The organism is Janthinobacterium agaricidamnosum, assembly GCF_003667705.1.
GTDB lineage: Bacteria > Pseudomonadota > Gammaproteobacteria > Burkholderiales > Burkholderiaceae_D > Janthinobacterium.
Map to the genome: position 1 here is coordinate 5272622 of NZ_CP033019.1, position 26270 is coordinate 5298891.

Genomic DNA, 26270 nt, shown 5'->3' on the forward strand with positions numbered 1-26270 from the left:
ATGTTCTTCGATGGGATAGTCTAGTACATAAATGGCTTTGCTTTCATCATGCGCACATTCCCCTTGATAAAGCGAGCCGCCATGCAACGATTTCCCACCCTCCCCGCCGCCCTGCTGAGCCTGGCATTCAGCGCCAGCCCTGCCCAGGCCGCCAACGCCGATACCAGCTGGCTGGCCAGCTGGACGGCCAGCCCACAAGCCGTGTGGGGCAGCGACTTTGTGCTTCCCGCCAACGTGCCCGCCGTGCTGCATGGACAGACCGTGCGCCAGGTGGCGCGCCTCAGCGTGGGCGGCCCGCGCGTGCGCATCGTGCTGTCGAATGCCTACGGCAAGGTGCCGCTGCGCATCGGCGCGGCCACCGTGGCCCTGGCCGCTTCCGGTTCGGCCATCGAAGCGGGCAGCCTGCGCACGCTGACGTTTTCCGGCCAGCCGGCGGCCACCATGGCGCCGGGCGCGCCGCTCGTCAGCGACCCCATCGACCTGTCCGTGCCGGACCTGGCGCGCCTGACGGTGAGCGTGCACCTGCCGCAGCCCAGCGCGACTGCCACGTTTCACTGGGATGGCCGCGAGACGGCGTGGATTGCGCCGCAGGACCAGACGCGCTCCCTCCGCATCGATGACGCACCCGGCGTGCAGACCACCACGGCGCGCCTTTTACTGAGTGCCATCGAGGTGGAGGCGGCGCCGGGGGCGCAAGCGGTGGCCATCCTCGGCGACTCGATCACCGATGGCGCCAGCGCCAGCCTGGGGATCGATGCGCGCTGGCCCGATTTCCTGGCCGAACGCCTGGCGCCGCACGGCGTGGCCGTGATCAATGCGGGCATTTCCGGTGGACGGCTGTTGTCCGACGGCATGGGAGAGAACGCCCTGGCCCGCTTCGAGCGCGACGTGCTGGCGCAGCCCGGTGTGCGCACGGTCGTCGTCTTGTTGGGGATCAATGACATCAGCTGGCCCGGCACGGCGTTCGCGCCTCGGGCACAAAGACCGACACTGGAAGAATTAAGCAGCGGCTACGCGCAGCTGGTGGCCCAGGCGCGCAGCCGCGGCGTGCGCGTCATCGGCGCCACTGTGACGCCGTTCGAAGGCGCCCTGCCCGGCACGCCCTTGAGCGACTATTATCAAAAAGAAAAAGATGCGCTGCGCCAGCAATTGAACGCGTGGATACGCACCAGCGGCCTGTTTGACGCCGTGCTCGACTTCGACGCACTGGCGCGCGATCCCGCCCATCCGCTGCGCCTGCTGCCCGCCTACGACTCGGGCGACCATCTGCACCCGGGCGATGCGGGCAACCGGGCGCTGGCGGAAGGGATAGACCTGCCGCTGCTGCTTAATAAAAATCAATCGCCGAGTCCAGCGTACAAGGCCGTGCTCAGGTAGCGTTCGCCGAACGACGGGATGATGGTGACGATGGTCTTGCCCGCGTTTTCCGGGCGGCGCGCCACTTGCAGGGCGGCCCACAGGGCGGCGCCCGACGAGATGCCGACCAGCAAGCCTTCATCGCTGGCGGCCAGGCGCGCCGTGGCGAAGGCGTCGTCGTTCTTGACGCAAATGATTTCGTCGTAGATGGCCGTGTTCAGTATCTGCGGCACGAAACCGGCGCCGATGCCCTGGATCGGATGCGGCCCCTTGGTACCCTTCGACAGCATCGGCGACGCTTCCGGTTCCACGGCGATCACTTGCAGGCCGGGCTTGCGCTCCTTCAACACTTCACCGATGCCGGTAATCGTGCCGCCCGTGCCTACGCCGGCGACGACGATGTCGACTTGCCCCTCCGTGTCGCGCCAGATTTCCTCGGCCGTCGTGGCGCGGTGGATGGCGGGGTTGGCGGGATTATTAAATTGCTGCAACATCAGATAGCGCGGGTCGGCCGCCACCATTTCCTCGGCCTTGCGGATGGCGCCCAGCATGCCTTCGCTGCCGGGCGTGAGCACCAGCTCGGCGCCGTAGGCGCGCAGCAGGATGCGCCGTTCGCGGCTCATGGTATCGGGCATGACGAGGGTACAGCGGTAGCCGCGCGCGGCGCAGACCATGGCCAGCGCAATGCCCGTGTTGCCGCTGGTGGGCTCGACGATGACGGTATCGGGATGGATCTTGCCTGCGGCTTCCGCGGCGACGATCATGGACAGGCCGATGCGGTCCTTGACGCTGTGCGCGGGATTGTAGAATTCGAGTTTGGCCAGGATGGTGGCCACACTGCCGGCGGCGATGCGGTTGATGCGCACCAGGGGGGTGTTGCCGATCAGTTCAGTGACGTCGTTGGCGATGTTCATGGGAGTCTCCACAGCAATTACAGAAGAATCCAGTCTACCGCGTTTTGGCGGCAGCGCGAGCATGCGCCGCCGCCAAACTGAACAATTACTTAACGTCCAGCAGTTCCACGTCGAAGATCAGTGCCGAGTTCGGCGGAATGTCGCCATTGCCGGCACCGCGCGGGCCGTAAGCCAGTTCGCCTGGAATGATCAGGGTGCGCTTGCCGCCCACTTTCATGCCGGCCACGCCCTGGTCCCAGCCCTTGATGACCATGCCCTTGCCCAGCGGGAAGTCGAACGGGCCACGGCCCACGGAGCTGTCGAACTTCTTGCCGCGCGAATCTTTCGCCAGGGGACGATACAGCCAGCCCGTGTAGTGCACGGTGACGTTGCTGCCGGCGGACGCTTCCTTGCCCGTGCCGACCTTGTTGTCGATCAGAATCAATTTATCGGCGACAGGGCCAGGGCTCAGCGAGACGGCCGAGGCGGGAACAGGCGCCGGCGCCTGTGCCTGCGCCAGCGACGCGGCGACGGAGCAGATCAGGGCAAACAAAACGGAGCTACGCGTCATGATATATTCTTTCAGTAAGTTTCGGTGAGATCTCTGCCAATGCGAGTGGGCAGGGAACGCCAATCATAGCAAACCGCCGCAACGATAGGAAAAACTTGTCGCCCGATACCCATTGCCCCGCCTGTTTTACGCGCTGTGGCCCGACGCGGCCACGCGCGCGGCGCTGGTCGCCTGGCAGGCGCGCCTGCAAGGCAAACCCGTGCGCGCGGACAAGTTGCACCTGACCCTGGCCTTCCTGGGCCAACGCCCGGCCAGCGACCTGCCGGCCCTGCTGGCTATCCTGGCACAATTGCCGGAGCGTCCCATGCCCTTGCTGTTCGACCACGCCAGCCACTTTACCAAGCTGGCGCTGGCCTGGGCCGCCCTGGCGCAGCCCTCGCCGGCCCTGCTGGACTTGCGCGCGGCCTGCATGCGCGCGCTGGCGCAACAGGGGTTGGCGCCCCGCTTCGAGCACGACCGTTTTACGCCGCACGTGACCCTGGCGCGCCAGGCGCCGCCGCCGGCAAGCCAGGACTTCGCGCCCATCGCCTGGCAGGCGGACGAACTGGTGCTGGTGGAATCGCTGAAAAGCAGCGGCGACTACCGCATCGTGGCCAGCCGCAAACTGACTTAAGCGGCGTGGCTTAGGCGGCGTCCGGCACCGCCACTGGCTCGGCGGCCAGTTTGTCCTGGCGCAAGCTTTTCAGCGCATGGGCGGCCGCCACCATGCCGAAGCTGGCCGTCACCACCACGCTGGAGCCGAAGCCGGCACAGTTCAGGCCCGTGACGCCGGCGGGCGTGCCGTCGATGGCGCACGCTTCCGCGCTCTCGGGCGTGCTCAACGGCTCCATGGAAAACACGGCGTCGATATTGAATTTGTTTTTCACGCCACGAGGGAAACCATATTCGGTGCGCAACAGTTTTCGTACGCGCTTGAGCAGCGGTTCCTGCTCCGTCTTCGACAAATCGCGCACGGCGATCAGGGTAGGGTCCGTCTGCCCGCCCGCGCTGCCGATGGTCAGCATCGGTACATTGCGCGCACGGCAATACGCGATCACGGCCGCTTTCGCCTTGGCATTGTCGATGGCGTCGACCAGGTAGTCGAAATCGCGCCCGCCCAGCAACTGCTCCAGGTTATCGGGGGTAATGAAATCCTCGATCTGCGTGACCTGGCAAAACGGGTTGATCAGTTCGATGCGTTCGGCCAGGGCCGTGATCTTGGCCTTGCCGATGGTGTCGCTCATGGCCTGGATCTGGCGGTTGATGTTCGATTCGGCAACATTATCGAGGTCGATCAGGGTCAGGCGGCCGACGGCGCTGCGCGCCAGCGCTTCGACGATCCAGGAACCGACGCCGCCCACGCCGATCACACACACGTGGGCCGCGCGAAAACGTTCCAGCGCGGGGGCGCCGTACAGGCGGGCTATGCCGCCGAAACGCCGTTCAAAATCGATCTCGGTCAAGTCCATGGAAATTAGTTCATTGGTGGAGGTATGCATGGCGCCATTTTAACGGACACTGCGCTGGCGGATATTCTAAAATAGCCGAATTGACACAGCGACAAGCTCCGTTTGTCGCCGCGCCCCCACACCGTTCACCACGAGAACTCGCCATGACCGCTCCCCTGTTCGACTCCGTTCCCGGCTTTGACCAGCCCATCGCCGTGCTCAAGCATTGCCACGACAAGATCCGCAAGCAACTGACGACCCTGCAAAACCTGCTGGCCCACCTGGTGCAGCATGGCAACACGGCGGACGCGCAGCAGGCGGCCAAGGCGGTGTTGCAATATTTCAATAAAGCCGCCCATCTGCACCATGACGATGAAGAGCAGGACCTGATGCCCATGCTGCAGGCCACGGCCACGGGCGACGATGCGGCCCTGCTGGTGACCCTGGTGCCGGAAATCCTGGCCGACCACCAGCGCATGGACCAGGCCTGGCTGACCCTGCGCCCGGAACTGGACGCCATCGCGGCCGGCACGGGCGTGCAACTGTCCGCCCATGGCGTGCGCGACTATGTGGCCGCCTACCAGGCCCACATGAGCAAGGAAGAGGGCCAGCTGGCACCGATGGCCAAGCGCCTGTTCAGCGCGCAACAGATGGAGCAGCTGGGCACAGCCATGCAGCGCCGCCGCGGCATCGCTCCCGAGGCGCCCGCAACGGCAGCCCAGCCGGACGCGGCCGCCGTGCTGGCGGCCATGCGCACCGATTACGTGCAATCGAGCCTGAGCGAGACGGATGTGCTGGCCGATCCCATCGCCCAGTTCCAGAAATGGTTTGCCGAGGCCGTCAAAGCCCAGGTGCTGGAGCCGAACGCCATGAGCTTGTCCACCGTCAGTCCCGACGGCAAGCCCAGCTCGCGCATCGTGCTGATCAAGCAGTTCGACGAGCGCGGCTTTACCTGGTACACGAATTACCAGAGCGACAAGGGCCAGCAGCTCGAACACAACCCGCACGCCGCCCTGCTGTTCTTCTGGGGCGAGCTGGAGCGGCAAGTGCGCATCGAGGGCACGGTGGTGAAAACCACGGCCGCCGAGAGCGACGAGTATTTCAATGTGCGCCCCGTGCAAAGCCGCTTGTCGGCAATTGCCTCGCAGCAAAGCGCCCCCATCGCCGACCGTGCCGCGCTGGAAAGCAATTACGAGGCCGTGGTGGCCGCCGTCGGCGACGCGCCACCGCCGCGCCCGGCCCACTGGGGCGGCTACCGTTTGCAACCGGAACGCATCGAATTCTGGCAGGGGCGCCGTTCGCGCTTCCACGACCGCATCGTGTTTACACGCGGTGCTGACGGGCAATGGAGCATGCAACGCTTGCAACCATAAGCAGGACAGTCAAGGCGGCGCAAAGCAAGCTGGTCAATATCGGTGTAGGCTATGAGGGTAGAAGTTACTAAATGACATTGTTTCTCAATTTGCGGCCGCAACAGCGGCCGCTTCATTGGAGGCTATTTTGTTTGTACAAAACCAACTCAAGTCCTGGATTGCCGGTATCCGCAGCAAGACTGCCTTGCCGCTGCGCATAGAATTGTGGAACGGCCAGCATGTCGACCTGTCCAGCGAAACGCCCACAGTCACCATCCGCCTGCCGACCGTCGCCTCGGCCCGCTATCTGCTGAACCCCTCGCTGGCCAACCTGGGCTCGGCCTATGTGGAAGGCAATATCGAAGTCAAGGGCACGGCCCAGGACATGATTGCCATCTGCAATGCCCTGGCCCGCAACACCTTGAAACCGGAAGGCAAGCTGGCCCGCATCGTGCGCAGCTTTACGCACGACAAGAGCAAGGATGCCGAAGCCATCCGCTACCACTATGACGTGTCGAATGCCTTCTACGAGCAATTCCTCGACCCCGCCCTCGTGTATTCCTGCGCCTATTTCGAACACGGCGATGAAACGCTGGCGCAGGCGCAAGTCAAGAAGATCGACCATATCCTGAAGAAAATCCAGCTGCAGCCGGGCCAGACCCTGCTCGACATCGGCTGCGGCTGGGGCGCGCTCGTCATGCGTGCCGCCCAACAATATGGCGCCCGCTGCGTGGGCGTGACCCTGTCGGAAAACCAGTACGCGCTGGCGCGCGAGCGCGTGGCGGCGGCCGGCCTGGCCCACCTGATCGACATCCGCCTGCAAGACTACCGCGACGTGACGGGCCAGTTCGACCGCATCACCAGCGTGGGCATGTTCGAGCACGTGGGTTTGAAACATTTGCCCGATTATTTTTCCATCATCAACAAGCTGCTGGCGCCGGACGGCATGGCGATGAACCACGGCATCACCTCGACCGACCCGGAGAATGGCGAAACGCCGTATGGCGGCGGCGAATTCATCGAAAAATATGTGTTTCCGCACGGCGAACTGGCCCATATCGGCAATGTCCTGAAAACCATGCAGCAAGGGGGGCTGGAAGTGCTGGACGTGGAAAACCTGCGGCGCCACTATGCGCGCACCTGCGCCCTGTGGACGGAAAATTTCGAAGCCCATGCCGAGCAGATCCGTCCGTTGGCGGGCGAGCGGCGCTTCCGCATCTGGCACGTCTACCTGGCCGGCTGCGCCTATGCCTTTGAGCAAGATTTGATCAGCCTGTACCAGATCGTCTGCGTGAAGGCGGGCCGGCGCTCCGCCACCCTGCCCTGGTCGCGCAACTACATGTATGCGCAGGACGCCAGGCCGGCGCCCCTGCTGGCGACCTGATCCTGATGCCCACGCGGGGCGCTTACTTCAGGCGCTCGGCGTACATGGCGCGGAATTTTTCCACCTTGGGCACGACAACGAGGGCGCAATAGCCCTGCAAGGGATGCTGCTCGACATAATTCTGGTGGTAATCCTCGGCCGGATAAAAGACCGATGCCGGCGCCAGCTGCGTGACGATCGGTGCATCCCACACGCCGGCCATCTCGGCCAGCACCTTGCGCGCCACGCTTTCCTGCTCCGCCGACTGATAATGGATAACGGAGCGAAATTGCGTGCCGACATCATTGCCCTGCCGGTTCAGGGTGGTAGGATCGTGCAAGGTAAAAAAGATTTCCAGCAAATCGTGGTAAGGGATGACGGCGGGATCGAATTCCAGCCGTACCACTTCCGCGTGGCCCGTCTCGCCCGTGCACACCTGATCATATGTGGGGTTGGGCACCGTGCCGCCCGTGTAGCCGGACTCGACGCGCGTCACGCCGCGCACTTCCCCATACACGGCAGCGAGGCACCAGAAACAGCCACCGCCGAATACCGCCACTTCCGTCTGTTGGTTCATGATGTCCTCCCGCAACGCCTGTGCGACGTATCATTTCATTACTGTAACGCAAAGCGCCATGGCCTGCAGTGCCGCTTGAAACGGCGCGTGATGCACCGCACATAAGGGGCATGCCGGCCACGATTGCGCTGGCGTGGCCGATTTTTGGCATAATGTCAGCAAATAGACAGGTCACCCATGAACACACGCTCTCCCCGCGCGCCAGCGCAAGAATTCGATACGGCACATTTTCGGCAGGCATTGTCACAGTTTGCCACCGGCGTGACGGTCATCACGACGCGCCTGGCCGACGGCAGTTTCCGCGGTCTGACGGCCAGTTCCTTCAATTCCGTCTCGCTGTCGCCGCCCCTGGTGCTGTGGAGTCTGGGCACGGTGGCGAACAGCATGCCGATTTTCAGCGGCAACTCGCATTACGTCATCAATGTGCTGGGCGCCGAGCAGGCGGAACTGGCGCAGCGCTTTGCACGGCGCACGCCGAATCCCTTCGATGACGTGGAATACGAACTGTCGCGCACGGGCCAGCCCATCCTGAAAGGCGCGTCGGCCTGGTTCGAATGCCACAACCGCAGCCGCTATCCAGAAGGCGACCACGTCATTTTCGTGGGCGAAGTAGAACAATGCGCGTTTGCCGCGCAGCCGCCCTTGATCTTCCACAATGGTAAGTTCAATACACCGCCAGCCTGAGCGGGACAAAAAAAAATCCGCCGAGGCGGATTTTTTGTTTTACAGGGTAAATTTATACCCGATGCTGACACTCACGGCGAGCGGATCGAGCTTGATGTCCTGCGTCTGCCCCGTCGAGAATTTCGCCTTGGTTTTCAGGAAGGTCTTGACCACGGCCACGTCGGCAAACCAGCGCTCGTTGAAGGACAGGGTGCTGCCGACCACCAGGCTGCCTGCCAGCTTGTTGTCCATGCGGTAAGTGACGGGCGCTCCACCCGGATCCAGCAAGGCCGTCATCTGGCCCGAGCCTTTTTCCTTCTGGAAATATGCATACGTCAAGCCCGCGCCCACGTAAGGACGGATCATCGCATTGGGCTGGAAGAAACGGTACTGGATGAAGGCCGTCGGCGGCAAGGCTTCCGCCGTCCCCAGCTTGCCCGTGCCCTTGATGGCACCATCGCCCATCAGGTCATGCTTGTACGGCACGCCCAGGATCATTTCAGCGGAAATATTGTCCGTGATCATGTAGGCAAAGGTCAGGATGGGCTTGGTATCCGCCTTGACGTCGGCCTTCGTGCCCGGCAGTGCCGGCGCAGAAATGTCGCCACTATCGACGTGGGGCGTGATTTTGTTGAGGCCGACCTTGGCCATCCAGGTGCCTGCGCTTTGCGCAGAAGCGCCCGTCGCCATGGCCATCGCGGCGGCGGCGGCCAGCACGCGTACAGCGGTATTCAAACGATTTTTCATCTTGTCTCCTGATCATTATGTGCGGATAGCCGGGCTATCCAGTCTTGTCGCTGCCGGCGCCAGCCCCGTCCCCGGGACGCGGCTGGCGCGGCGATTCCTTACAGCCAGCCCCGCACGACCATGTCCTTGGCCACATAACGGGCCAGCAACAGGTTGTTGAACGGCGTAGGGTGCACATCGTCGGCATACGCGTAGTGGCTGACGTCGCCCGCTTTCAGGTTCGAGCCATTGCACACCAGCGAGCTACCCAGGATATTGCCAGGTGCGCTCAGGTCGCACGCCGTCTCGCTGACATTGGTCAAGCCATACGGGCCAGGGTTGACGCCCTGGTCATGGCTGACGGCAAACACGTCGACCAGCAAGACTTTCGCATTGCCGCTCAGGCCACCGCTCAGTTCGCCATTGAAGGCGCTGACCATGGCATTGATGAGCGTCTTGGTATTGGCATCCTTGCTCAAGCCCGATGGCGTACCGGCCACGTCCGGCAAGTTGTTGACGATGACATAGTTGGCGCCCTTGGCGATGATCTGATCCTTGACCAGCGCCACCAGTTCAGTACCCGCTTGTTTCATGGCGGCAATCAGCAACGGCCCCTGGGCCGCCGCATAATCGGCGCCGGCCTTGGCGCCGGCAGCATTGCCGGTGACCGTCGCATCGGCTTGCGCCTTGGTGACCAGCGGACCATACACTTCCAGCGCGCCTACCGCCGTATTGCCGGCAATCACGGCCGCTTGCACCGCGGCACCGACGATGGTCGCCGAGGTGGCGCCAGGCGCCGCGCTGGCCGTCTTGATGGCGGCGCCGATGGAGGCGGCCGCCGTGGCGGGATTGGGCGCGCCGGCGGCCAGGGCCATGGTTAAATTGGTGGCAAAAGCCTTGGCGCCCGCATCGGCGCCCGCCGTCTTGCCGGCCGCCGTCGCACCGGCCTGCAATGCGCCGAGCTGGAACAGCACGTCATTGCCGCCCGCCATCACGAAAACGGCTTCCGTGCCGCTGAACTTGCCCCCGGAAGCAGCCAGGTGGTTCGCGATCTGCGTCACCACGGGCACGGTCAGGGCACCGAGCTCGCTGCCCGTCAACTTGTTGTTCGGACCGACGGGGTTGGTCACGCGCGAACCGCCCATGGCGTAGCCGTAGCAGCCCGGATGCTTGACGCGTGGAACAGACAAGCCTTTTGCCGCATTGCCTTCCAGGCCAGTCTCGGCGGCGCATGGGGCGGCCAGGCCGAATTGCGCGGCCAGGTGCTCGGTCCAGTTCTTGCCTGTCAGTTCAGGATTGATCTTGGTATTGTCGCCATTGATGGTGAACTTGCCGCCACCTTTCGCCAGCACTGTGCCCACGGCATACGAACCGACATCGGACAGGCTGTCGCCGAACGACACCTGCGCCGTGTACTTGACTTTCAAGGTTTGATCACCGCCACTGGCGCCGCCGCAACCTGCAAGGACAGCCGCAGCCAGCACGGCCAGCGCAAATTTTGTTTGATGCATTTTGTCTCCTCGGTCTTTTTTATGGTTTCTAAACGAACGGGCGTGCTATTCGTTACCCAACTAATATGCCATCGTTCCAGAGGCTTGTATAGAAAATATGCTTTAAAAATCAACGAAATAACAACACCGCCTGCGCCCTGTGATGGCCGGGCGATCTGCTGAATTATGGAGGATTTACTATGTTTCGTGGCAAGCATTGCTATTGCGCTGCATCAAGAAAAAGCCCCTTGCGGGGCTTTTTTCAGACGGACAGGAATTGCTGCAAGATACCACTTGAGCCGAATGCGGCACGCCGCAAACGGTCGTTGACGCCGAGCCACGCGGGGCCCGTCGGTGGCGCTTCGACGAGGATCAGCTCGGCGCCGACCTGGTCCATCGTGCGCAGCGAGGCATACAGCGCATGTGCGTAGTTTTCCGGGCTGGCGGCCAGGCGCACGCTGGCGCTGGCCGGCGGCAGATCCGAGTAGTGGATCAGCGCCACGCGGCGCCCGTCATTGAGCAGGCGGTTCAAGGTGGCGCGCACGTCGTCGCTGTGCTGCATCGCAACAGGCGTGTGTGGCGCATAGTGCGATTCCAGGGTGCCCGAGGCACGCGGTGCGGCCGCGTCGGCCACGGCCGGTGCGCGGCCAATGACGGCGGCGATCTGCTCGCTGCTGATATGGCCGGGACGCAACAACACGGGACCGTGCGTGGCCAGGCGCGACAGGTCGACGATGGTCGACTCGATGCCCACGTCGCTCTGCCCGCCGTCGAGCACCAGGCCCAGCAAGCCGCTGTCGAGCTCCGCCGTGAATTCATCGCGCACGTGCTGCGCCGTGGTGGGGCTGACGTTGCCGAACTTGTTCGCCGACGGCGCCGCCAGGCCGCCGTTGCCGCCCTTGAAAGTGCGTAGCAGTTCGATAGCCACCGGATGCGAGGGGCAGCGCAAGCCCACCGTATCCTGGCCGCCGGAAACGGCATCGGGGATATGCGCGGCGCGCTTGACGATCAGGGTCAGCGGGCCGGGCCAGAAGGCCGCCACCAGCTGTTCCGCCTCGACTGGAATATCATCGGACCAGTGCGCCAGGTCGGCGCCCGGCGCCACGTGCACGATCACGGGATGGTCCGAGGGACGGCCCTTGGCTTCATAGATGCGCGCCACGGCGGCCGGGTTTTCCGCATCGGCGCCCAGGCCGTACACGGTTTCCGTCGGGAAAGCGACGAGGCCGCCCGCTTCCAGCACGGCGGCCGCCGCCGCCAGGTCGTGTGCGGGCACGCTCACGGCGCGATTCCCAGGATCAGGCACGCATCGCGCAGGCGCTGCTGCGCCTCTTGCAAGGTGGCGGCGATGAAGGTCAGGTGACCCATCTTGCGGCCACGGCGCGGATCGTCCTTGCCGTACAGGTGCAGACACGCGCCCGGCAAGGCCAGGATGCGGTCCCAGGCCGGCTCGCTGGCGACATCGCTGCCGTCGGCAAACCAGGCGTCGCCGAGGAGGTTGAGCATCACGGCCGGCGAATGCTGGCGCACCTCGCCCAGCGGCAGGCGCGCCATGGCCCGCACCTGCTGCGCGAACTGGCTGGTGACGCAGGCATCCATCGTGTAGTGGCCGCTGTTATGCGGGCGCGGCGCCATTTCGTTGACCACAAGGCTGCCATCTTCCAGCACGAAAAATTCGATGCACAGCACGCCGACATAGCCGAGTTCGGCAACCATGGCCTGCGCCGCCCGCTGCGCCCTGGCGGCGCAGTCGTCCGACACGTTCGGGCCCGGCACCGTGGTGGTAAACAGCACGCCGTCGCGGTGCACGTTTTCGGCGATCGGATACACGACCGATGCGCCGTCCACGCCGCGCGCCGTCAGCACGGACACTTCATAGGCCAGCGGCAGCATCTTTTCCAACAGGCAAGTTACCTCGCCCATTTCCGCAAACGCGGCGCGCACCTCGTCGCGCGTGCGCACGCGGAACTGGCCCTTGCCGTCATAGCCCATGCGCACGGTTTTCAAAATGCCCGGCAGCAAGTCGTCGGCGATGCCGTCGATGTCCAGCTGCGTGGCGATCACCGTATGCGGCGCCGGCAGCACGCCCGATTTCGGGGCGCAGGCGACAAAGAAACGTTTTTCCGCGATGCGGTCTTGCGCCACCGACACGCCGTGGGCGTTGGGCGCCACAAACACGCGTTCGGCCAGGCGCGACAGGCTGTCGGCCGGCACGTTCTCGAATTCCGTGGTGACGGCCAGACACTGCGCGGCCAGGGCGTCGAGTCCGGCCGCATCGCTGTAGCCGGCATTGACCAGGCGCTGCGCCACCTGCCCCGCAGGGCAGGCGTCCGATGGTTCCAGCACGGCCACTTGGTAGCCCATGCTCTGGGCGGCCTGGGCAAACATGCGGCCGAGCTGGCCGCCGCCCATCACGCCCAGCCATGCCGGTGGGTTGGCGGCGGGCAGCAATGGGGAAGTCGATTTACTATTCATTATTTTTCAAGCACATTATTCAGGCAAGACCATGGCCTTGGCGGCGGCCGTTTGCGTGGCACGGAAGGCTTCCAGCTGCTCGGCCAGAGCGTCGTCGTTGGCGGCAAGCATCGCCACGGCCGTCAGCGCCGCATTCGCCGCGCCCGCTTCGCCGATGGCGAAGGTGGCCACGGGCACGCCCTTGGGCATTTGCAGGATCGACAGCATGGAATCTTCGCCGCGCAAATACTTCGACGGCACGGGCACGCCCAGCACGGGCACGATGGTCATCGCCGCCACCATGCCAGGCAGGTGGGCGGCGCCGCCGGCGCCGGCGATGATGGCGCGCAAGCCGCGCGCGCGTGCGCCTTTCGCATACGCATACATCTCGTCGGGCATGCGGTGCGCGGAAATGACTTGCGCTTCGTACGGCACGCCAAACTGTTTCAGGATGGCGACCGCGTTCTGCATCACGTCCCAGTCCGAAGACGAACCCATGATGACGCCGACCAGCGGCTTATTCTGCTCGCTCATCTCAGGCCTTCAGCTTCTCGCCCGTCAGGCGTTCGATGGCTTCAAAGTACTTGGCCTGGGTTTTTTCAATGACGTCGGCCGGCAGCGCCGGCGCCGGTGCGGTCTTGCCCCAGGTCAGTGTTTCCAGGTAGTCGCGCACGAATTGCTTGTCGAACGACGGCGGCGAAATGCCAGGCTGATACGAGTCCGCTGGCCAGAAGCGCGAGGAGTCGGCCGTCAGCACTTCATCCATCAGATGCATGACGCCGTTGTCGTCCAGGCCGAATTCGAACTTGGTGTCGGCGATGATGATGCCGCGCGTGGCCGCGTACTCGGCGGCCGTCTTGTACAGGGCAATGGCGACGTCGCGCATCTTGGCGGCCAGTTCCGCGCCGATGCGCTCTTCCATTTCCGCAAAGCTGATGTTTTCGTCATGCTCGCCCAGTTCGGCCTTGGCCGCCGGGGTGAAGATCGGTTCCGGCAGCTTTTCCGCCTGTTGCAGGCCGGCTGGCAGCTTGATGCCGCAGATGCTGCCCGTGTCCTGGTAATCTTTCCAGCCCGAACCAATGATGTAGCCGCGCACGACTGCCTCGACCATGATGGGCTTCAGGCGCTTGGCCACGACGGCGCGGCCCTTGACTTGCTCCACTTCCTCGGGCGCCACCACGGACTCCGGCGCCACGCCGGTCAGGTGGTTCGGCACGATATGGCCCAGTTTCTCGAACCAGAAATCGCTCATCTGATTGAGGACCTTGCCCTTGCCGGGGATAGGCTCATTCATGACGACATCGAAGGCCGACAGGCGGTCCGTGGTGACGATCAGAATCTTGTCGTCGCCAACGGCGTAATTGTCGCGGACCTTGCCGTGGCCCAGCAATGGCAGGGAATGGATGGAAGTCTGATAGAGGCTGTTCATAGCGGGGGAATAGTTGGATGAAACGAAACCGGCTGGCAGGGAAGGCGCCCGCCGGTCGAGAAAATCGGGCACGGAGCATTGCTTCCGGCCCGTTCCAGACAGAATTTTACTTCACAATTTGCGACAGCTCGCCGGCCTTGTAGCGCTCGGCCATTTTTTCCATCGTGATGACCTTGATTTTCGACGCCTGGCCTTCGCAGCCGAAAGCCTGCATGCGCGCGCGCACGATTTGCTCGGCGGCGGTGCGGGCTGGCTTCAGGAAGTCGCGCGGGTCGAATTTCGACGGGTTTTCGAACAGATACTTGCGGATCGCGGCCGTCATCGCCAGGCGGATATCGGTGTCGATGTTGATCTTGCGCACGCCGTGACGGATGCCTTCCTGGATTTCTTCGACTGGCACGCCGTAGGTTTCCTTCATGTCGCCGCCAAATTCGCGGATGATGGCCAGCAATTCCTGCGGCACCGACGAGGAACCGTGCATCACCAGGTGGGTGTTCGGGATGCGCGCGTGGATCTCCTTGATGCGGTCGATGGCCAGGATGTCGCCCGTCGGCTTGCGCGTGAATTTGTAGGCGCCGTGCGAGGTGCCGATGGCGATCGCCAGGGCGTCGCACTGGGTGCGCTGCACGAAATCGGCCGCTTGCGCCACATCCGTCAGCAGTTGCTCGCGCGTCATGGTGCCGTCGGCGCCGTGGCCGTCTTCCTTGTCGCCTTTCATGGTTTCCAGCGAACCGAGCACGCCCAGTTCCGCTTCCACCGTCACGCCGATGGCGTGCGAGAATTTCACCACTTCACGCGACACTTCCACGTTGTATTCGTACGACGCGACCGACTTGCCGTCCGCTTCCAGCGAACCGTCCATCATCACGGAAGTAAAACCCGAGCGGATGGCGGCCATGCAGACGGCCGGCGACTGGCCGTGATCCTGGTGCATGACGACGGGGATGTGCGGATACGCTTCGACGGCGGCGTCGATCAGGTGGCGCAGGAACGCTTCACCGGCGTACTTGCGCGCGCCGGCGGACGCCTGCATGATCACCGGGCTGTTGAGCGCATCGGCGGCAGCCATGATGGCTTGCACTTGTTCCAGGTTGTTGACGTTGAAAGCAGGAATGCCATAGCCGTTTTCGGCGGCATGGTCCAGCAGTTGACGCATGGATACGAGAGACATGGTAATACTCCAGATAACAATAGAAACCGTTGCGGCGCTTCGCGGTGGTCAATAACCGCGCCGGCGCCTGAATTCTTGGGCCTTATTCAAATTCGCCGACTGTCACAATCTTTAATGCATTCGTACCGCCCACCTGGCCCATCGGCTCGCCCCAGGTGACGACGATCATGTCACCTTTTTTGACGATGCCCTGCGCCACCAGCAGCTCTTCCGCCTGCTTAAGCACTTGCGCGCTGGGAGCGTTCTGCATCAGATGATACGCCCGAACATTGCGGTACAGCGCGGCTTTGCGCAATGTCGTGACGCTCGGCGTGAGCGCATAGATCGGCGTATCGATACTGTGGCGGCTCATCCACAAGGCGGTGGAACCCGATTCCGTCAGCGCCACGATGGCTTTCACGCGCAGGTGGTGGGCCGTAAACAGCGCGCCGTAGGCGATCGACTGGTCGATGCGGGTAAACGTGACGTTGAGGAAGTCGGCATCGAGCTTGTTGTATTCGGACTGCTCCGCTTCGACGCAGATGGCGGCCATCATTTCCACCGTCTCGATCGGGTACTTGCCCGAGGCCGTTTCGGCCGACGTCATGACGGCATCCGTGCCGTCGAGCACGGCATTGGCCACGTCGGACACTTCGGCGCGCGTGGGCACGGCGTTGACGATCATCGATTCCATCATCTGCGTGGCCGTGATGGCTAATTTATTCGACGCGCGCGCCATCTTGATCATGCGCTTCTGCAAGGCCGGCACGGCCGCGTTGCCCACCTCGACGGCCAAATCGCCGCGCGCCACCATGATGCCGTCGGAGGCATCGAGGATTTCCTGCAGCGCGGGAATGGCTTCCGCCCGCTCGATCTTGGCGATCATCATCGGCTTGTGGTGGTACGGTTCGCCGGCGATATTGGCCAGCTGGCGCGCCATTTCCATGTCGGTCGCGCATTTCGGGAAGGAAATGGCGAGATAGTCGGCCTGGAAACTCATGGCCGTCTTGATATCTTCCATATCCTTGGCCGTCAGCGCGGGCGCGGACAGGCCGCCGCCCTGGCGGTTGATGCCCTTGTTATTCGACAACTCACCGCCGATCTTGACGGTGGTGTGGATTTCGCTGCCGTGGATGCGCTCGACGATCAGCACGATGAGGCCATCATTCAGCAGCAGCACGTCGCCCTTGTGCAAGTCGCGTGGCAAGGCCTTGTAGTCGAGGCCGACCCGTTCCTGGTTGCCCAGCTCGCCGTTTTCTCCCCACTTGGCGTCGAGGATGAAGCGCTCGCCCGCTTCGAGCTGAATGCGCGTGTTTTCAAACTTGCCGACGCGAATCTTCGGCCCTTGCATATCGGCCATGATGGCCACTTCGCGGCCACACTCGGCCGCCGCCAGGCGCACCAGCGCGGCGCGGTCGATATGGTCCTGCGCCTTGCCGTGGGAAAAATTCAAGCGCACCACGTCGACGCCCGCACGTATCATTTTGACCAGGATATCGAAGTCGGTGGAGGCGGGGCCGATTGTTGCTACGATTTTTGTACCACGTGGCATAGGAATCCTTGTGCGCGAGCGAAGGTGAGCAAGGCCGGTTTGAGACAGCCGCCGGCAAGGTAAAAGCGCAGCGGTCAGGCTGCGCTTGGTACTGAACTGCTGAACGCTCCGTCTTAGCCGGCGCGTTGCATCAGGATTTCCACTGCCGGTAGTGTCTTGCCTTCAAGGAACTCCAGGAAAGCGCCGCCGCCCGTCGAGATATAGCTGATTTTATCCGTAATATCGTATTTGGCAATCGCCGCCAGAGTGTCGCCACCGCCGGCGATCGAAAATGCTTTCGACTCGGCAATCGCCAGGGCCAGGGTCTTGGTGCCGTTGCCGAACTGGTCGAATTCGAACACGCCCACGGGGCCGTTCCACACGATGGTGCCGGCGGCGGCGATCTGCTGCGCCAGCAGGGCTGCCGTTTTCGGGCCGATATCGAGGATCATGTCGTCATCCGCCACGTCGGCCACGTCCTTGACGGTGGCGGCGGCCGTCGGCGCAAACTCCTTGGCGCACACGACGTCGACGGGAATCGGCACTTGCGCGCCCCGTTTGGCCATGATGTCGATGATAGCTTTCGCTTCGTCGACGAGTTCCGCTTCCACCAGCGACTTGCCGACGTTCAAGCCAACGGCTTTCATGAAGGTATTGGCGATGCCGCCGCCGACGATCAGGTTATCGACCTTGTCGGACAGGGCTTTCAAAATGGTCAGCTTGCTCGATACTTTCGAACCGGCAACGATGGCCAGCAGCGGGCGGGCGGGCGCGTGCAGCGCTTTGCCCAGCGCATCGAGTTCGGCGGCCAGCAGCGGGCCGGCGCAGGCGACAGGGGCGAACTTGGCGATGCCGTGCGTGGACGCTTCGGCGCGGTGGGCCGTGCCGAACGCGTCATTGACGTAGATATCGCACAATTTCGCCATTTTTTGCGCCAGCTCATCGCTGTTTTTCTTTTCGCCCTTGTTGACGCGCACGTTTTCCAGCAGGACGACCTGGCCGGCAGCCAGGGATTCCAGGCCGGCGCCGTCGACCCAGTTTTGTTTCAATGCAACTTCCTGGCCCAGCAGCTCGGACAAGCGGGCCGCCACGGGCGCCAGGCTGTCGGCCGGCTTGAACTCGCCTTCCGTGGGACGGCCCAGGTGCGACGTCACCATGACGGCGGCGCCAGCGTCGAGGGCGGCACGGATGGCCGGCACCGAAGCGCGGATGCGCGTATCTTCGGTGATCTTACCACTGTCATCTTGCGGAACGTTCAGGTCGGCGCGGATGAATACGCGCTTGCCTTGCAGTGCATTTTGGGCGATCAAATCTTGCAGACGGATGAAGTTGAGAACAGCTGACATGGCGATCCAAATGACGAGTGGAAGGAAGTGCGCTATTTTACCGCAATGACCAGACCAAATCGCCGATTTGTCCTGCTTTACTGAAAAACATGCAACAGTCGCAAGCCCGTGAAAACCAGCATGCCGAACACGATGGTTTGCAGCATATTGCGGCGAATCACGAAAAAGAGCGTGGCGGCAATACCCGACAAGAGTTTCAGATTCGACAAGTCAAAGTGCACTTGCGGCCCTTCCATCAGCATGTCGGGCGCGATGATGGCGGCCAGCGCGCAGGCCGGCGCATAGCGCAGCATCTCGCCCACGCGGCGCGGAATGGTAATATGGTGGCCGATCAGCCAGAAGGTGCTGCGCGTGGCGGCAGTCGCCACCACCAGCACGGCGATGGCGATCCACACGTCTGCTCTGCCCAAGGCTATGCCGTCAAACATGGCGTTTTGTCCATTTTTCTGTCAATTCTTCCACGGCCATGGCGCTGACCATGCCCACCACCACAGCCACAAGCAAGCCCAGCTTATACGGCAGGCTGAACGCCAGCACGGCCACCGTGCCCGCCACCAGCACGCCGCACAGGGCGGCGCGGCTCAGAATCAGCGGCACCGTCACGCACAGGATCGCCAGCGTGCCCGCAAAACCCAGCCCCCATTCGGCCGGCACGACGGCGCCCAGCACGATGCCGATGAAGGAACCGATTTGCCAGGCCAGCCAGTTGGGGTAGATCAAGCCTTTCAGGAAAGGCAGCTTGGCCGGGTCCGGCGTTTCGTGCGGGTAACGCTGCAGGAACAGGCCCACGGTGATGTCGCCGGCCACATAGCCGAGCGCAAAGCGCTGGCGCCACGGCAGATGGGCGAAATGCGGGGCCAGCAGCACGGAAAAGATGACAAAACGCAAATTAACGACGAGGGCCGTGGCGAAGATCACCCACACGGGCGCTTGCGCGGCCAGCAGGGGCAAGGATGCGAGCTGGGCCGAGCCGGCAAAGACAAACAGGGTCATGGCCCCCGCCTGCGCGACAGTCAGGCCGCTTTTCACCATGGCCACGCCCACCACCATGCCCCAGGCGGCGATGCCCAGCAGGGTGGGCGCCCCCAGGTTCAGGCCGGCGCGCCAGGCATCTTTCAGCACGGCATGATCGCTGCTGGCCGGGACGGCGTTCACGCGGGTGTTCATGCGAGCCCCCGGCAGGCTGAGTGTGGTAACTGCACAACAATGGTGCAAGACGACAAGGGCGGCAACGGTGATACCGGCAAGGCAAATCCAGTCAGTGTGGCGCTGCAGCCGCCATATTTCCGCGAAAACCCGCGCCGCAGCCGAAGATGATCAAGCCGCCATTTTAGCCATGATTTTTGCTGTCTGCCTGAATCCGTTAAAATCGTACTTTTGGCAGCAGCCGACTTCCATCCATACAGCCTCACGGAGCATGACAAGATGACAAAAACCACCCAGCCAGCGGTCGAACTCGACGGTAAAGACTTGCCAGCCCACTGCCCTAACCCGGCCATGCCGCTGTGGTCATCGCATCCGCGCGTGTTTCTGGAATTCAACAAAGACGGTATCGCCAAGTGCCCGTACTGCGGCACGGCCTACACCCTGAAGGAAGGCGCCAGCGCCGGCCATCATTAAACTGCCCAGCGGCGCGCCCCCAGCGCGCCGTTTTTATGTGCACCAGCCCGGAGTCGTCATGAAACGTCTGAAAGAACTCAATGGCAGCGCCGCGGAAGTCGAAGCGGCGTTCTACGATGCCTTGCACCGCGCCGACCTCGAAGCGCTGATGGCGCTATGGGCCGACGATGAAGAAATCGTCTGCATCCACCCGGGCGGCGCGCGCCTGATCGGCCATGCCGCCATCCGCGCCTCGTGGGAAACCATCCTGGCCGGCGGCGGCCTGCACATCGTGCCGGCGCAGCTGCATGAAACGCACAATCTGATGAGTTCGGTGCACACGGTCATCGAAGGCGTGACCCAGGAAGAAGGCGGCCCGGCGCATCTGCTGGCGACGAATGTGTACGTGAAAACGCCGCGCGGCTGGCGCATCGTGCTGCACCACGCGTCCATCGCCCCGGGCGGCGCGCCGGCCGACGTTGCAGGGACGCAAATCCTGCACTGATGTCCTTGCCTCTTATTGACAACGCCCCCTACACCGCCCCGCTCTGGCTGCCTGGCGGCCACGCGCAGACGATTTATCCTGCCGTGTGCATCGCCAAGCCGGCCGTGGCCTTCCGCCGTGAACGCTGGCAAGCGCCCGATGGCGACTTCGTCGACGTCGACCTGGTCGACGGCCAGCCGGGCCAGCCCTTCGTGCTGCTGTTCCACGGCCTGGAAGGCTCGTCGAACAGCCATTACGCGCGCGCCCTGATGGCTGAGGTCGCCGCGCGCGGCTGGTCGGGCGCCGTGCCGCACTTTCGCGGCTGCTCGGGCGAAGCGAACCTGGCGCCCCGCTTCTACCATTCGGGCGATGCGCAGGAAGTGGACTGGATCGTGCAGCGCATGCGCCCGCGCGCGACCGGCAAGTTTTACGCGGCCGGCGTCTCGCTGGGCGGCAATGCCCTGCTGTGCTGGCTGGGACAGTCGCAGCACCAGGCCGATTTCATCGATGCGGCGGCCGCCGTGTCGGCCCCGCTGGACCTGGAGCAAGGGGGCAAGGCCTTGTCGTCCGGCGCCAACCGGCTCTACACGCGCATGTTCCTGAACACGCTCAAACCGAAATGCCTGGCCAAGCTGGAGCAATTCCCCGGCCTGTTCGCGCGCGACGCCATGCTGGCCGCGCGCGACTTGCATGCCTTCGACAATGTCGTCACGGCGCCCCTGCACGGCTACCGCGACGCCGACGATTACTGGCACCGCGCCAGCGCCAAGCACGTCTTGCAGGACATCACCGTGCCGACCCTGGTACTGAATGCGCAGAATGATCCCTTCCTGCCCGGGCGCTTCCTGCCGCGCAGCGCCGCGCCGACGGTCACGCTCGAGTATCCGCGCCACGGCGGCCACGTCGGCTTTGCGGCAGGCAAGTTGCCGGGTAGCACACGCTGGCTGCCGCAGCGCCTGCTCCATTTTTTTGAGGGCGGCAACATGGCGCCGCCGGCCCCGCAAACCTGTCACGCTGGCAGTTCGCAAACGCACACGGAAAACGCTACACATGGATGAACTCGTCAAACAGGCCCTGGCCAAATGGCCGAACGTACCGCACTGCTACGGCTGGCTGGGCCTGGACGCGCGCGGCCACTGGCGCATGCGCGACCAGCATGCGCAACAGCGACAACTGCCTGGCGACAAGATCGCCCACGAGGCCCTACTGGGATTTATCAACCGCAATTACGGCCATGACGAACGCGGCTGCTGGTTCTTCCAGAACGGCCCGCAGCGCGTGTATGTAAATCTGGAAGCGACACCCTACATTGCCCGCAGCGACCCGCGGCACGGTTTTGTCTTGCAGACGGGCGCGCCGCTGGAGCAGATCGAGCAGGTGTATTGGTGCGACAACGGCGTCTTGATCTTGCGCCAGGGCGAGGTCGTGGCGCAGGTCGATGACCGCGACATGGCGCAAGTGCTGGACGCCCTGCACGTCGATGGCCAGGTGGCCAGCGACGAGGCCTTGCTGGCGTGGCTGGAAGAGCGCCGGGGCAAGCTGACCCTATTGCATGACGGCAAGGAGATCGCCGTGCAGCCGCTGCGCTACGACGCCGTGCCGCAAACCTTCGACTTCCAGCCGATGCCGCAAGCCGAATAAGGCTTATCCCTTCTGGTCCTTGATCTGTTCGCGGCGCTTTTCCTGCAATTCGCGCTCGCGCGCATCAATCACGGCCTGGTCATAAAAGGTCGCGTCCGTCGATTTGCGGGCGATCGTCAGCTGGTCCAGCGCGGCCATGGTGGCGCCCTGCAGCACGTACGATTCGGCCAGCGCCATATGCTGCAAGGTCATCTTGCCCTGATCCGCATAGGCTTTCGCCAGTAAATCGTACAGTTCCGGCTCTTCCTTGTAGAGCTGCACCTGCTCGCGCAGGTACAAGGTGGCTTGCTCCAGCTTGCCGGCAGCCATCAGCGCTTCCGCATATTGGTGGGCAATGCCGCGCGAGAGGGGAAACTGCTGGCGCGCCGCATCGGCCGCCTTCAAAGCCTGTTGCGCCACTTCCTTCTTTTGCGCCGGCATCAGCAGCACTTCCAGCCCCATCGCCGCCAGCAGCGAATTGGGGCCCTGCGTGCCGCCCGACGTCAGCACATTCGGCCCGGCCGGCTGGTGCAGGGCGGCATTGGCCGCATCGAGTTCCTTTTGCGCCTCCGCCGGCTTGCCCTGCTTGACGGCGACAAAGGACAAGCCGTAATGGGCGGCCGTCACCTGGAAGCGGCTTTGCTGTTCCAGCTGCGTCTTGAAGACGGCCTTGGCGTTCAGCAAGCCTTGCACGCTTTCATCCTGCAGCACGCGGGCGCGCGCGCGGGCCAGGTGGAAACTCAGGCTGTCCGCACGCTGCTTGTACGGCTGCTCGCGGATGCGCGCCTGGATGTCGGCGATGCGTTCCGTCGTCAGCGGGTGGGTCTGCAGATAGGCGGGCATCAGGTCGCTGTACGAACGGCTGGCCGCCTGCATGCGGCCGAAAAAGGCCACCATGCCGGTGGTGTCGAAACCGGCTTCGCCCATGATCTGGAAACCGATGCGGTCCGCCTCGCGTTCGGCGTCGCGGCCGAAATTGAGCTGGCGCTGGATGGCCAGGCCCTGGCCGGCGGCAAACACGCCCATGGCCACGTCGCCGCCCGCACGCGACGCGAGCGCCGCCAGCAGCATGGCGGCCAGAGGCATCAGGGCATCCTGGCGCTGCTGGCCCAGCATGCGCGCGATATGGCGCTGCGCCACGTGACCGATCTCGTGCGACAGCACGGACGCCAGTTCCGCCTCCGTTTGCGCCGCCAGCACCAGGGCCGAGTGCACACCGATGAAACCGCCCGGCAAGGCAAACGCGTTCAACTGGGGGTCGCGCACGGCAAAGAAGAAATAGTCGTAATTCGTTTCGCCGCGCACGCTGGGGCGCGCCGCCACGAGGGCGTTGCCGAAGGTATTCAGGTATTCGAGCAAAGGCGCGTCATCGAGATAGTCGCGGTCGCCGCGGATGCCGCGCATGATTTCCTCGCCGATCTTGCGCTCCATCGCCGGCGACAGGTCTTCGCGCGAGGTATCGCCCAGGTTCGGCAGGTTCGGCGCCGGCGGCACGGCCAGGGGCGTCCAGCCGCTTCCCGGCTTGGCCGCCGCGCCGGCAGATGGCGCCGCTGGCGCGGACGTATAGGTTTGCGCCAGCGCACAGGGCGCCGCCAGCGACAATGCAGCCAGCACGGATGCGCGCCGCAAGCGGCGCAGCCATGCCGCAGCGGCGTTTTCAACGAGGATCGGAAGGGGAGTTTTTGAATTCACGGGTGCTATCATACCTTGTTAGCGGCGCCCATTCCCACGCGCCATGCCAGTGGCATGGGGCCGTGATTCGGCCTGCCGCGCCCCCGTTCCTCACCTATTTTGACGCCATGACAACAGCAGACAAGCAAGCCCCCGCCGGGGAACTGACCCATTTCGACGCTACGGGCCAAGCCCATATGGTCGACGTGGGCAGCAAGGAAGACACGCGCCGCAGCGCCGTGGCCGCCGGCACCATCCGCATGCAGCCGGCCACCCTGGCCTTGATCATTTCCGGCAACGCCAAGAAAGGCGACGTGCTGGGCATCGCCCGCATCGCCGCCATCATGGGCGCCAAGCGCACCAGCGACCTGATTCCCCTGTGCCACCCGCTGGCCCTCACGCGCGTCACCGTCGATTTCGACGTGGATGAAGCGGCCAACAGCGTGCATTGCCGCGCCCAGGTCGACACCACGGGCAAGACGGGCGTGGAAATGGAAGCGCTCACTTCCGTGCAGATCGGCTTGCTGACGATCTATGACATGTGCAAGGCCGTCGACCGGGGCATGGTCATGACCAACGTGCGCGTGCTGGAAAAGCATGGCGGCAAGTCGGGCGATTGGCACGCGGAAGTGTAACTATGCCGCCTGGCGCGCCAGCCGGCCCCGGATGCGGCGCAAGTCGCACAGCAGCCAGACGGCGCAGCCCAGGCACAACGCGATGATGGCCATGGACAGGGGCAAGTGGAATTGTTCCAGTCCTGCCAGCGCAAAGCCGGTATGGATCAGGCACGTTCCCACGCCCAGCGCGGCGCAGGCACAAGCATACAGAGGCGCTCGCGGGGTGGCCAGCAGCACGTGCCGGTAACCGGCCAGCACCACGGCAATCGCCACCAGGTTAAACACGAGAAAACCCTGCACGCCGCCCGGCACGTGAAACATCTCCCACTCTTTCCAGTAGGCAGCGTCGATTTGATGCAGGATCAGGAACAACATGGTCCAGAAGTAGCTGCGTGGCATAAGATTTACATTCGTCAATATTGACGCAATTGTAAAGCCTGCACCGCGCACCGGCACGTGCCCATGGTATTTTTCGATGCGAAAGTGAATTTCATTGATAGGAATGCTTTTTCATCAAGAAATCATGCATACTGCGAGTCGACCATATCCAGATGAGCATCGCATGACAAGCAACAAGCCCGCCGCGGAAAGCAAGCTCCAGGACTTCGAATTCGAGGCCATGAATCTGCAGGTGGGGGGACGCATCCAGTTCATCACGCACCGCACCATCAAACCGATCCAGCATTTCTCGACCGTGATCGGCTATGTGAAAGACGAATACCTGATCGTCAAGATTCCCATGGAAAACGGCGCCTCCATCGTGCTCAACGAAGGCGACAAGCTGACCATCCGCGTGTTTTCCGGCGTCACCGTCTGTTCGTTTGCGTGCAGCGTGCTGCGCCTCTTCGGCCGTCCGCTCAACTATGTGCACCTGAGCTTTCCCGACGCCATCCAGGGCACCAGCCTGCGCACGGCCATGCGCGTCAAGGTGGAGATTCCCGCGCAGCTGAGCTACCGCGACGTGGCGGCCGTGCCCGTGTTCATCGTCAACCTCAGCGTCTCGGGCGCGCTGATCGAGGCACCCAGCATGCTCACGCCCGATGAAGAAGGCGTCGCACTGAGCTTTACCCTGCTGGTGCAGCCGAACAAGCATCAGATGCGCGTCAACACGCGCGCCCGCATCCAGAACGTCAGCGTGGGCAAGCCGTCCAATGGCCACGCCGCCGGAGTGTCCGAAATCTATACGTATGGCGTGCAATTCATCGACCTGGAACCGACCCACTACACGCTGCTGCAAAACCTCACCTATGAAGCGCTGATCGCGGACCGGCAAAAAATCGTCTGACACGGGCGCGGCAGGTGCCGCTTACTGCGTCGCCACCACCTTGGGAATATTCGTGCGGGTAATCGCTTCCTTGGCTGCCGCATTCGTCACGGTGGTGCTGTTAAACCAGCTCAGGCTGCTGGTGCCGAGCTGCAACTCCATGTTCACCTTCTGACCGCCCAAGCCGCTGCCCAGGTCGCCCGCCAGGGTCAGCTCGATATTGCCCTTGTCGACCTTGGCGCCGGCCACTTCGCGCGTCGGGCTGAACACGGGGATGGCGCTGGGCACGGCCTCGGTGGGGGTGCTGCAGGCGGCCGCCTCGCCGCCATTTTCCTGCACGCACAGGGCCACGGCCGTCTTCAGGGGCGCGGCCGCGGCCAGCACGTTGCTGACCTTGGCCCGCATCGTATAGTCGCCGTACTGGGGAATGGCCACGGCCGCCAGGATGCTGGCGATGGCCACCACGATCATCAGTTCTATCAGGGTAAATCCGCTTTGCGCGCGCATCGCATCCTCCCGGAGTGCAGTTGGTCACGCCGTGCATGGTGCAAGCGCCGTGCCAGCGGCGCCCCGGGGCGGCGTTGGCAGACATGGAAAGAAAAGCGACGCATTTGGGCGGATTCGGACCAGCGCCGTCGCCCCAGGGCGGGAATCGGCCTGTCTTGCGGACAAAAAAAAAGGAGCCGA

29 protein-coding genes are annotated in these 26270 nt (G+C 63.6%); 11 read left to right on the top strand and 18 right to left on the bottom strand.

Features of this window, described 5'->3' with window-relative positions:
* The first annotated feature begins 81 nt into the window (after positions 1–81).
* Positions 82–1377 (top strand): SGNH/GDSL hydrolase family protein, encoded by a 1296-nt coding sequence (locus D9M09_RS23795; protein ID WP_121670543.1) that lies wholly within the window; start codon positions 82–84, stop codon positions 1375–1377.
* Here D9M09_RS23795 and cysK read toward each other — a convergent pair.
* Positions 1338–2270, bottom strand: a complete 933-nt coding sequence (gene cysK / locus D9M09_RS23800; protein WP_121670544.1) for a cysteine synthase A — start codon at positions 2268–2270, stop codon at positions 1338–1340. The two genes, D9M09_RS23795 and cysK, sit on opposite strands and share 40 nt — an antisense overlap.
* Before the next feature lie 85 nt (positions 2271–2355).
* On the bottom strand, positions 2356–2820 hold the full coding sequence (locus D9M09_RS23805) for an FKBP-type peptidyl-prolyl cis-trans isomerase (RefSeq protein WP_034780576.1): 465 nt from the start codon (positions 2818–2820) through the stop codon (positions 2356–2358).
* Between the two features lie 112 nt (positions 2821–2932).
* On the opposite strand from D9M09_RS23805, the gene thpR reads away from it, so the two are divergent.
* Positions 2933–3433, top strand: coding sequence for an RNA 2',3'-cyclic phosphodiesterase (gene thpR, locus D9M09_RS23810; protein WP_121670545.1), 501 nt, complete (start codon positions 2933–2935; stop codon positions 3431–3433).
* 10 nt (positions 3434–3443) lie between these two features.
* Here thpR and tcdA read toward each other — a convergent pair whose 3' ends face one another.
* Positions 3444–4298 (bottom strand): tRNA cyclic N6-threonylcarbamoyladenosine(37) synthase TcdA, encoded by an 855-nt coding sequence (gene tcdA / locus D9M09_RS23815; protein ID WP_240453458.1) that lies wholly within the window; start codon positions 4296–4298, stop codon positions 3444–3446.
* Between the two features lie 113 nt (positions 4299–4411).
* Between tcdA and pdxH the strand changes: the two genes are divergently transcribed.
* Together pdxH and D9M09_RS23825 are read left to right on the top strand one after the other, a co-directional pair.
* On the top strand, positions 4412–5620 hold the full coding sequence (gene pdxH, locus D9M09_RS23820) for a pyridoxamine 5'-phosphate oxidase (RefSeq protein ID WP_121670547.1): 1209 nt from the start codon (positions 4412–4414) through the stop codon (positions 5618–5620).
* Positions 5621–5747: 127 nt separating this feature from the next.
* Positions 5748–6983 (top strand): SAM-dependent methyltransferase, encoded by a 1236-nt coding sequence (locus D9M09_RS23825; RefSeq protein ID WP_121670548.1) that lies wholly within the window; start codon positions 5748–5750, stop codon positions 6981–6983.
* A 22-nt stretch (positions 6984–7005) separates the two neighbouring features.
* Here the strand turns inward: D9M09_RS23825 and msrA are convergent, their stop codons facing one another.
* Positions 7006–7539, bottom strand: a complete 534-nt coding sequence (msrA, locus tag D9M09_RS23830; RefSeq protein WP_070290922.1) for a peptide-methionine (S)-S-oxide reductase MsrA — start codon at positions 7537–7539, stop codon at positions 7006–7008.
* Positions 7540–7716: 177 nt separating this feature from the next.
* Here msrA and D9M09_RS23835 point away from each other — a divergent pair, with 177 nt between their 5' ends.
* Entirely contained in the window at positions 7717–8223 is a 507-nt protein-coding gene (locus tag D9M09_RS23835) for a flavin reductase family protein (RefSeq protein WP_070290921.1), read from the top strand.
* Between the two features lie 39 nt (positions 8224–8262).
* On the opposite strand, the gene D9M09_RS23840 is transcribed toward D9M09_RS23835, so the two are convergent.
* The 11 genes from D9M09_RS23840 to D9M09_RS23890 form a co-directional block, all read right to left on the bottom strand.
* Positions 8263–8949: an OmpW/AlkL family protein gene (locus D9M09_RS23840; RefSeq protein ID WP_070290920.1), complete on the bottom strand. Its 687-nt coding sequence runs from the start codon at positions 8947–8949 to the stop codon at positions 8263–8265.
* A 98-nt stretch (positions 8950–9047) separates the two neighbouring features.
* Positions 9048–10439 carry an SGNH/GDSL hydrolase family protein gene (locus D9M09_RS23845; protein WP_070290919.1) on the bottom strand — a complete coding sequence of 464 codons (1392 nt, stop codon included), beginning with the start codon at positions 10437–10439 and terminating at the stop codon, positions 9048–9050.
* 241 nt (positions 10440–10680) lie between these two features.
* A complete protein-coding gene (locus D9M09_RS23850; protein ID WP_070290918.1) occupies positions 10681–11700 on the bottom strand; it encodes an L-threonylcarbamoyladenylate synthase in 1020 nt (339 codons plus the stop codon).
* Positions 11697–12893, bottom strand: a complete 1197-nt coding sequence (locus D9M09_RS23855; protein WP_121670549.1) for a 5-(carboxyamino)imidazole ribonucleotide synthase — start codon at positions 12891–12893, stop codon at positions 11697–11699. The genes D9M09_RS23850 and D9M09_RS23855 overlap by 4 nt, the downstream gene beginning before the upstream one ends.
* A 15-nt stretch (positions 12894–12908) precedes the next feature.
* Complete coding sequence (purE, locus tag D9M09_RS23860) at positions 12909–13406, bottom strand: 5-(carboxyamino)imidazole ribonucleotide mutase (RefSeq protein ID WP_121670550.1); 498 nt, start codon at positions 13404–13406, stop codon at positions 12909–12911.
* 1 nt (position 13407) lies between these two features.
* On the bottom strand, positions 13408–14301 hold the full coding sequence (locus tag D9M09_RS23865; protein ID WP_070220356.1) for a phosphoribosylaminoimidazolesuccinocarboxamide synthase: 894 nt from the start codon (positions 14299–14301) through the stop codon (positions 13408–13410).
* 106 nt (positions 14302–14407) lie between these two features.
* Positions 14408–15472 carry a class II fructose-bisphosphate aldolase gene (fba, locus tag D9M09_RS23870; RefSeq protein WP_010401625.1) on the bottom strand — a complete coding sequence of 355 codons (1065 nt, stop codon included), beginning with the start codon at positions 15470–15472 and terminating at the stop codon, positions 14408–14410.
* A gap of 82 nt (positions 15473–15554) precedes the next feature.
* Complete coding sequence (gene pyk / locus D9M09_RS23875) at positions 15555–17003, bottom strand: pyruvate kinase (protein ID WP_070220360.1); 1449 nt, start codon at positions 17001–17003, stop codon at positions 15555–15557.
* Between the two features lie 113 nt (positions 17004–17116).
* Positions 17117–18328: a phosphoglycerate kinase gene (locus D9M09_RS23880; RefSeq protein ID WP_070290916.1), complete on the bottom strand. Its 1212-nt coding sequence runs from the start codon at positions 18326–18328 to the stop codon at positions 17117–17119.
* A gap of 77 nt (positions 18329–18405) precedes the next feature.
* Positions 18406–18756, bottom strand: a complete 351-nt coding sequence (locus D9M09_RS23885) for an AzlD domain-containing protein (RefSeq protein ID WP_070220364.1) — start codon at positions 18754–18756, stop codon at positions 18406–18408.
* Positions 18749–19495, bottom strand: coding sequence for an AzlC family ABC transporter permease (locus tag D9M09_RS23890; protein ID WP_162995784.1), 747 nt, complete (start codon positions 19493–19495; stop codon positions 18749–18751). The genes D9M09_RS23885 and D9M09_RS23890 overlap by 8 nt, the downstream gene beginning before the upstream one ends.
* A 258-nt stretch (positions 19496–19753) precedes the next feature.
* On the opposite strand from D9M09_RS23890, the gene D9M09_RS23895 reads away from it, so the two are divergent.
* Genes D9M09_RS23895 through D9M09_RS23910 form a run of 4 tightly spaced genes read left to right on the top strand, consistent with a single transcriptional unit; the run spans position 19754 to position 22052 of the window.
* A complete protein-coding gene (locus D9M09_RS23895; protein WP_070220739.1) occupies positions 19754–19948 on the top strand; it encodes a zinc-finger domain-containing protein in 195 nt (64 codons plus the stop codon).
* 58 nt (positions 19949–20006) lie between these two features.
* On the top strand, positions 20007–20432 hold the full coding sequence (locus D9M09_RS23900) for a YybH family protein (protein WP_070311672.1): 426 nt from the start codon (positions 20007–20009) through the stop codon (positions 20430–20432).
* Positions 20432–21469 (top strand): YheT family hydrolase, encoded by a 1038-nt coding sequence (locus tag D9M09_RS23905; RefSeq protein WP_121670551.1) that lies wholly within the window; start codon positions 20432–20434, stop codon positions 21467–21469. Before D9M09_RS23900 ends, D9M09_RS23905 begins: the two co-directional genes overlap by 1 nt.
* Complete coding sequence (locus D9M09_RS23910; RefSeq protein ID WP_070290913.1) at positions 21462–22052, top strand: DUF2946 family protein; 591 nt, start codon at positions 21462–21464, stop codon at positions 22050–22052. Before D9M09_RS23905 ends, D9M09_RS23910 begins: the two co-directional genes overlap by 8 nt.
* Before the next feature lie 3 nt (positions 22053–22055).
* Here the strand turns inward: D9M09_RS23910 and D9M09_RS23915 are convergent, their stop codons facing one another.
* Positions 22056–23645, bottom strand: a complete 1590-nt coding sequence (locus tag D9M09_RS23915; protein ID WP_070220741.1) for a M48 family metalloprotease — start codon at positions 23643–23645, stop codon at positions 22056–22058.
* Positions 23646–23830: 185 nt separating this feature from the next.
* Here D9M09_RS23915 and moaC point away from each other — a divergent pair, with 185 nt between their 5' ends.
* Positions 23831–24337: a cyclic pyranopterin monophosphate synthase MoaC gene (gene moaC / locus D9M09_RS23920; RefSeq protein WP_070220374.1), complete on the top strand. Its 507-nt coding sequence runs from the start codon at positions 23831–23833 to the stop codon at positions 24335–24337.
* Here the strand turns inward: moaC and D9M09_RS23925 are convergent, their stop codons facing one another.
* Positions 24338–24718 carry a DUF6713 family protein gene (locus D9M09_RS23925; RefSeq protein WP_121670552.1) on the bottom strand — a complete coding sequence of 127 codons (381 nt, stop codon included), beginning with the start codon at positions 24716–24718 and terminating at the stop codon, positions 24338–24340. It abuts the gene before it with no gap.
* Between the two features lie 163 nt (positions 24719–24881).
* Here D9M09_RS23925 and D9M09_RS23930 point away from each other — a divergent pair, with 163 nt between their 5' ends.
* Positions 24882–25604, top strand: a complete 723-nt coding sequence (locus D9M09_RS23930; RefSeq protein ID WP_070311676.1) for a flagellar brake protein — start codon at positions 24882–24884, stop codon at positions 25602–25604.
* A 21-nt stretch (positions 25605–25625) separates the two neighbouring features.
* Here D9M09_RS23930 and D9M09_RS23935 read toward each other — a convergent pair whose 3' ends face one another.
* Positions 25626–26090, bottom strand: coding sequence for a pilin (locus tag D9M09_RS23935; protein WP_070220381.1), 465 nt, complete (start codon positions 26088–26090; stop codon positions 25626–25628).
* Between the last annotated feature and the right edge of the window lie 180 nt (positions 26091–26270).